General features: G+C 30.0%; 8 protein-coding genes and 1 tRNA gene. 5 read left to right on the top strand and 4 right to left on the bottom strand.

Annotated features, from left to right (window positions below):
* Positions 1-539: 539 nt before the first annotated feature.
* The 3 genes from KA856_RS10300 (at position 540) to KA856_RS10290 (ending at position 3,044) form a co-directional block, all read left to right on the top strand.
* On the top strand, positions 540-731 hold the full coding sequence (locus tag KA856_RS10300; RefSeq protein WP_107523577.1) for a hypothetical protein: 192 nt from the start codon (positions 540-542) through the stop codon (positions 729-731).
* 81 nt (positions 732-812) lie between these two features.
* On the top strand, positions 813-1,145 hold the full coding sequence (locus KA856_RS10295; protein ID WP_107523576.1) for a DUF1722 domain-containing protein: 333 nt from the start codon (positions 813-815) through the stop codon (positions 1,143-1,145).
* Between the two features lie 1,548 nt (positions 1,146-2,693).
* The gene (locus tag KA856_RS10290; protein WP_107523574.1) at positions 2,694-3,044 is read left to right on the top strand and encodes a hypothetical protein; all 351 of its coding nucleotides are present in this window, start codon (positions 2,694-2,696) and stop codon (positions 3,042-3,044) included.
* Positions 3,045-3,551: 507 nt separating this feature from the next.
* On the opposite strand, the gene KA856_RS10285 is transcribed toward KA856_RS10290, so the two are convergent.
* Positions 3,552-3,623, bottom strand: a tRNA-Arg gene (locus tag KA856_RS10285).
* 150 nt (positions 3,624-3,773) lie between these two features.
* Here KA856_RS10285 and clpP point away from each other — a divergent pair.
* Positions 3,774-4,358 (top strand): ATP-dependent Clp endopeptidase proteolytic subunit ClpP, encoded by a 585-nt coding sequence (gene clpP, locus KA856_RS10280; protein ID WP_107383684.1) that lies wholly within the window; start codon positions 3,774-3,776, stop codon positions 4,356-4,358.
* A 142-nt stretch (positions 4,359-4,500) separates the two neighbouring features.
* On the opposite strand, the gene KA856_RS10275 is transcribed toward clpP, so the two are convergent.
* From KA856_RS10275 to KA856_RS10265, 3 genes are all read right to left on the bottom strand, one after another.
* Positions 4,501-4,689: a hypothetical protein gene (locus KA856_RS10275; RefSeq protein ID WP_107386156.1), complete on the bottom strand. Its 189-nt coding sequence runs from the start codon at positions 4,687-4,689 to the stop codon at positions 4,501-4,503.
* A gap of 17 nt (positions 4,690-4,706) precedes the next feature.
* Positions 4,707-5,603: a TIGR01777 family oxidoreductase gene (locus tag KA856_RS10270; RefSeq protein ID WP_107386155.1), complete on the bottom strand. Its 897-nt coding sequence runs from the start codon at positions 5,601-5,603 to the stop codon at positions 4,707-4,709.
* A gap of 365 nt (positions 5,604-5,968) precedes the next feature.
* A complete protein-coding gene (locus KA856_RS10265) occupies positions 5,969-6,157 on the bottom strand; it encodes a hypothetical protein (RefSeq protein ID WP_107386154.1) in 189 nt (62 codons plus the stop codon).
* 283 nt (positions 6,158-6,440) lie between these two features.
* Here KA856_RS10265 and KA856_RS10260 point away from each other — a divergent pair, with 283 nt between their 5' ends.
* Positions 6,441-7,097 (top strand): DUF4887 domain-containing protein, encoded by a 657-nt coding sequence (locus tag KA856_RS10260; protein WP_107517858.1) that lies wholly within the window; start codon positions 6,441-6,443, stop codon positions 7,095-7,097.
* Positions 7,098-7,157: the final 60 nt, after the last annotated feature.

Raw genomic sequence — 7,157 nt, 5'->3', positions numbered from 1 at the left:
GAGTTTAATTTGTTTTTACTGTTGGTAGAGGGGAAAACTTACAAAGATATGGCTCGTATATTCGAAGTAGGCGTGCAGAGAGTTAAGCAGATGTTAGACAAGTTAATAGTTAAAATGATTAAATATTTGCAATATAACTAAAATTGTATATAATAGGTAACGGACTCACTTATCACTTTCTAACGAATACACACTAGACGACTTTTAAAGTCGTCTTTTTTATTTGGTTATTATACAACTAAATTTTTTCTTTTAATCACATTAGAGTGAGTATAAAATAGGCTTATTCTGATATTTAATGCTATAGTAAACTTACATACAGCTATATATATTATTTTATAATTATTAATTTTTACATATAACAATTTCCCAAGTATGTTATGGGATGGTTATTTGCTTGATAGTTCAATGTCATGTTAAAATGTATTTATCAGTTTTTAGCATTATAACTCTTAATTTATAAGGCAGACGGTCTAGTCTGTCTTTTTTTATTTACATATACGAACTAGAGTTCTATTATATTTACGAGGTGATTATAAATGAAACCCAATTTAGACTGGAATAAAGAGTTTCAAGAGTTTCAAGATATTTTGAATTCAGGAATAAATCCCGAATGGTTATATAATGCTAAAGCAAATTTGATACTTAATCCAGCATATACTGGACAAGGGAAACAATTTTTCTTTACTAAAGATATTATTGAAGCCAGTAAAAGAATTCCTTTTTATTAAATTAAATATTGAAAGTAGGTATTTAAAATCAATAAACGACTTCAAAAAGAAAAACTATGGAGTAGATATAAATATGAAGTTTTGTGGCATGATCACAATACTTATAATGACATTAGATATTTGATGAATAACGATGCTGAAATCGAATTAGTTCAGCAAAAAATTCAATACGCATTAAGTAAGAAACCATCTAAAGGTTCAATAATTAATGCCTTTTGTCATATGTGGGGGTATTTCAAAAAGATAAGCACCGAACAAGAAAAACAGAAATTTATACAATTAAAAACAGATTTTGAAAATCAATTAATAAATGAAAGAAATTTAATTGATTTTATTAAGAGGTTAGCAGATTTATATGAAGTTTCTTATTTAAAACAGTCCTCTATTATAAGTGATCCAAATCTAAATAGGTGAGTATAATTTATAGGTAGTTATTATAACTTTGATCTACTTTTTAATATTTAAATTAATTTAATATCTTTATTGCTATTTATGTTATACATTTGATTATATTACAAATAAATAACCAAGGAGATTATATATGGATTACAAAAAAGAAATCAACAAAATAGGTTGGAACTCAAAAGAAGTAGAAAGAAGTAGAAAATAGAATTGAAAGTTTAATAGATGATGGATTTATAAGTTCAAAAGAAAATGACAATGAAAATATAGAGAATCTTATTGAAAAAGAAAGTGATAACTCTACACTAAATGAATTTTTAAATAAATAAAAAACCTATAGGCTTATTTCATATAAATTTGTTAAGTGTGTTGACTGATTTGATTATATTATTACAAGAAAAAATCCAGACCAGAAAGACCTTATAATCTATAGTATGTTAATTATAATTATATGTTTAATGGCCATTTTTACAATTTGACACATTATTTTAAATTATGCAATTTAATAAGAAAAGACAAGCACAAAGCCTGTCTTTTCTTACTTGTGTGTTTTAATAATAATAATAAAGGAATGTGAATTGTATGTCTATTTAAAAATTATCATTTCCTCATAGTTTGGTCAAGCAAAATAAAAACATTCACCTGTTGGTGAGCGTTAGTAACTAAATTTATCATTACATGTTCGTTGATTGTCATTTTACTTAGGGATTCTATTAACAAAAATAATTTTCGAGTTAGACAAAATTGACGCATTAAATATCCCCTAATATATGTATTTTAATTAGTTGATGCAACGCAGACCAAATGTTAAAACTATACATTAAGGTTATTTGATAACTTTGAGCAAATTTTAAGTGTGATGTTATACATTTGGATTTGAATATATTAGAGAACTCTAAATTGAAGAGTCTGTAAAAAATTTACTCATATCTGAGTGATTTAGATTATCCAACTGGTAATAACTATAGCAATACTTGTAAAATAGAGAGGACGTAAAATGCTAACCCATAAGGAGTGAATGAATCATTAGGGCAGGCCAAAATCCAATTTGCCCCCCCCCAGATTTGTAGACTCGGTGATTTTTTTACCTGTTCTTTATTACACTATTACTTAAAATTGAGTAACAGCTCAAAAAAGTGCATGTACTAATGAAAACTCTAGTTTTAATATTGTTTATGTTTCTATATATATGAATATATGTTTAGCAATATAAAAATGGTAATAAATGTAATAATAAGTTTGTAAATCCCATACTTCTCTATCTTATAAAAGGTAGGGATGTATTTTGCGTTCTGAGAGAAGATTTGTGTTGTATTAAGAAGTTATAAGATGGATAATTATATATACAATACTTATATAGGATGAATTGTAAATGAATGAGATTTGTTTTTTATAATAGAATTAAATGACGGTACATTTTTCGTGAGTATGTAGAAAACGTTTGGAAAATTGATGAAAGTTTAGCTTTAAAACGGTTTGATAAAAGTAATAAAAAAGCGTTACAGAGTTAGGGCGTTACAGGAATTAAATCAAAACGAAATATCAGCTATAAAGGAAGATATGACAAAGAGCGAAGCACTTAAATTCGTAAGAGACACTGCTGTTAAAAGAAGAACTTTAAATAAAAATCAAAAGTTAAATGTTGTTCTTAATACCAAAGATTTAATAGAAGAATTGCAAGAGAAATCAAAAGAAAATAGATTAGCAAATTTGAAACAAAACAAACCGAAAAGCCCAGTTGAACCTATCGGTAAAAAAGTCAAAACACCAGTAAAAGAAAACGCTGAATTGGCTAAATTAGCAGGCGTTTCTGAAACAACATTAAAAAGAGCTAAGAAAGTAAAAAAATCAGTAACATTGGTCGTACAAAAATGTTTAACCAAAAGTATGTACTCAAAAATGAGTGTGTAAAAAGTACACACACAAAAAAGTTTATGTGCTATTACTCAAAAATGAGTATGAGGTTTGGTTTCTCAAAAAAAAAGAGCAAGCAATGTACACGGTCAAAAATGACCACGTACTGTTATCCAAAAAAAAGACGACAGCAAACGGACAAAAAAGTCTGATTGTATATAAGTGAAAACGAAGAGCGCAAAGAATTTACGTATTCTGAACGAATGGATTATGCACAACAGTTAGAAAGAATAGAAGCCAAAAAATCTAAAGATAGAATGGCGGTAAAAAAACAAGGTGTGGACCTCGGTCCACAGGTAAAAAAAGGAAAGACTAGAGATATAGTCGGAGAAGCTACTAGTTTTGGAAATAGATATTAGACTTAAAATGAAAATGGGGACTAAATGGGGACGCGAAATTCAAAACGTATCAAAACGAATGACACTATAAAATATAAAAATACCGACACCACAAGTGTTTTGACAACTAGTGATATCGGGTGAAAATGAGAAAATGACTTACTAATCCCCTCGAAGGGAATCGAACCCCTATCCTAAGAACCGGAATCTTATGTGTTATCCATTACACTACGAGGGGTAAATAACAATAATATTAGTGTACAAATCTTATAAGTGTTGGTCAACAATAATTTATACAGTTTAAGGAAATTCTAAGCGTTATTTTTTGACCATATTTGACTTTTAGGTTAAAATAAATTTATCAGTTAGAAATAAGGAGGCAATATTAATGAATTTAATACCTACAGTAATTGAAACTACAAACCGTGGGGAACGTGCTTATGATATTTACTCACGTTTATTAAAAGACCGTATTATTATGTTAGGTTCACAAATTGATGATAACGTAGCAAACTCTATCGTATCACAATTATTATTCTTACAAGCACAAGATGCTGAAAAAGATATCTATCTTTACATTAACTCACCAGGTGGTAGTGTAACTGCTGGATTTGCTATTTATGATACAATCCAACACATTAAACCAGATGTACAAACAATTTGTATCGGTATGGCAGCATCAATGGGGTCATTCTTACTTTCAGCAGGTGCAAAAGGTAAACGTTTTGCATTACCTAATGCTGAAGTAATGATTCACCAACCATTAGGCGGTGCACAAGGTCAAGCAACTGAAATTGAAATTGCCGCTAACCATATTCTAAAAACACGTGCTAAATTAAACAAAATTTTAGCTGAACGTACTGGTCAATCAATTGAACAAATTGAAAAAGATACTGACCGTGATAACTTCTTATCAGCAGAAGAAGCTAAAGAATACGGATTAATCGACGAAGTTATGGTGCCAGAATCATAATATTTCGCATAAGTAAATTATGATAAACAGATTATAAAACAAGTCACGACAATGTATGACTATTTCCAAATGTATGATGCATAAGGAAATGGTTGGCATGCGTGACTTGTTTTTTTGAATATATTGAAATTATGAGTTGTGTTTATTTAATAGATTTTGTTTTTTTATAAAATAATAAGATGGAAACGATTAAAGTTAACAAACCAATGATTAACAAAGTTATAGAAATAAAGATCATTATTGCAGGTTTTTCAAATGCTAAAATACCATTGGTAATGAGGAGCAAGCCTGCAATGAATAATAAGATATGGCTAAAACTATCTTGTTTCATTTTTAATGGTACCTTTCTTATTGAACTAAATTTTCTAATGCAAGTTTTAGGTTAGGATATTTAAATTTGAAATCTAGTGCTTGCAATTTATTAGGTAAAACTTTTTGAGTATCAAGTACAACTGTAGACATTTCTCCTAAGATAAGTCTGAGCGCAAATGATGGCACCCACGTATAATGTGGACGATGTACTTCTCTTGCAATGGTATAACCAAACATATTTTGATGTTCTGCGATAGGTGATGTGAAATTAAATACACCTCGCGCTTTATCATTATTGATGGTATAGAGTATCGCTCTTGTTAGATCTTCAATATGAATCCAAGAATACCATTGTCTACCACTACCAATTTTACCGCCGACATTTAACTCATAAGGTAATTTCATTAATGGTAATGCACCGCCTTTATTTGATAATACCATTCCAAATCTACCTATAATTACACGTGTTCCAAAGGATTCAAATTGACGTGCTAGACGTTCCCACTGATAAACTACTTCAGATAAAAAATCAAATGGTAATGTTTGATACAACTCAGTATATGTACGTGTTAAATCGGGTTTATAATAACCGACTGCGCTGGCGTTAAAGAATACAGAAGGTTTTTGCTTTCTGTTTTTGAAAAGGTCGTATAATGCCTGTGTAGATTGTAATCGACTTAGCATTATATTTTGTTTGTGTGTGGAAGTCCAGCGGTTATTTAAGCTAGCACCGGCCAAATTGATGACGATATCAATATCTGGAATTTGGCTTTCCCAATTTGGTTCTGTCCAATTAACATATGTGATTTTAGGATGTGATGTAGCGTGTCTTTGTCTTGTTAATATCGTGATTTTCGAATCACTTTGTTGAATTGCCTCGATTAGCTGAGTACCTACTAGACCAGTACCGCCCGTAATTAGATAGTGTTTCATAGTATCACCTCATAGAATTGTAGTATTGAAGCGTGCAGGCTTTTAAAGTAAAAAATCTCATGATTTAGTATGACAAAATTTATTCGAATTTTGTTCAAAAATATGTCATTTACTACATCTAAGATGTATTTAAAATAAAATCATATGTCGTTATAATAAAGGTACCTTCGATATTAATTAATCATCTCTTAATTATTTCGAGTATACCCCATAATATACTAGCGAAGGTAAAATTTTGACTCCCTTTAGTAGAGGCCTATACGATTTTCGTGTAGGTCTAATTTTTATACCTTATAATATATATTATTGAATAATAAGAAATAATTTTGATGTCGTTTTAAAAAGGGAATTTGAAGTACTACATATTATAAAATAAATAAGGCAATAATGCCAAAAGCGAGTAAAAGTAAAAAAAGAACGAGTATAAAAAGTTTATAGCGTGTTTTGATTGGAACTTTTAATTCATCATTGTCATTTTCGGTCATCATATGTCGTAAACCTTTAGGTTTTTGTTGTGATTGATCTGTTTCGTTAAATAAGTCGTAGTTTTTCAAAATCTAGTCACATCCTGTTATGATATTACTGACAATAGTAGAATAATTTAAGTGAAAGTGTTGAAACAACATTTGAAATTAGATTACTATTTAAGTTGAAGTTAAAAATAAAAGTGTTGTATATGATTATTTTACTATAGTTTGGACCACAAAGTAACAACTACATTAAAATGTGGTTAATATGGTTGTTTAATCAATGAAATAGTGTAAAATATAGTTCTAACATGAAGTTAAATGCCATTTGAAAATGATGATTTGATATAAATTGAAGTGAGGGGAGCATATGCCTAAGCATAATCAAAATAATAATTTTGATGATAAAGATAATAAAAAAATGAGTGGTTTCGCAAAACTTATCAGTGGATTGATTGTCCTACTACTTATAGGTGGATTAGTTTTTGCAATTTTTGCATTCGTAGATCATTCAAATAAGGCCAATGAACGTTTGGCAGACCAAAAACAAGAAGAAAAAGACAAAAAGAAAGAAAAAACAAAGGAACAAAAAGACAAGAAAAAAGAAAAGTCAACTGAAGAAACCCAACAAACACAACAGACACAGCAAACTCAACAAGTTCCTCAAACACAACAAACACAACAGACCCAACAAACGCAACAAACGCAACAAACACAGCAGCCTAGAACACAAGAACGAAGAACTACGGAAGAAAAAGATTCACCTGAAAAAACAAAAGAAGAACGTACTACTGAAGAACGCTCGACAGAAGAGAAGACCGATGAACCATCCACAGAGGAAGAAACAACTGAAGAAAATACGAGCGAACCATCAACTGAAGAGCGCACATCTGAGCCTTCCACAGAAGAGAAGACCGATGAACCTTCTACCCAACAACGAAGTACGCAACAAAATACCCAACAACGTTCAACACAAAACAATAATTCAAATTCAGAAGGAAGTTCGCAATCCTCTGATGAAGATTAAATGGAATTAGAAAAATACATTCTTAGAACACGTGCTGTCATATGACAGTGCGTGTTTTTT

This window comes from Staphylococcus sp. GDB9P120P (assembly GCF_017893435.1).
Lineage (GTDB): Bacteria > Bacillota > Bacilli > Staphylococcales > Staphylococcaceae > Staphylococcus > Staphylococcus cohnii.
The sequence above is the reverse complement of the archived record's forward strand: the minus strand, read 5'-3'. Positions and strand labels throughout refer to the sequence as shown.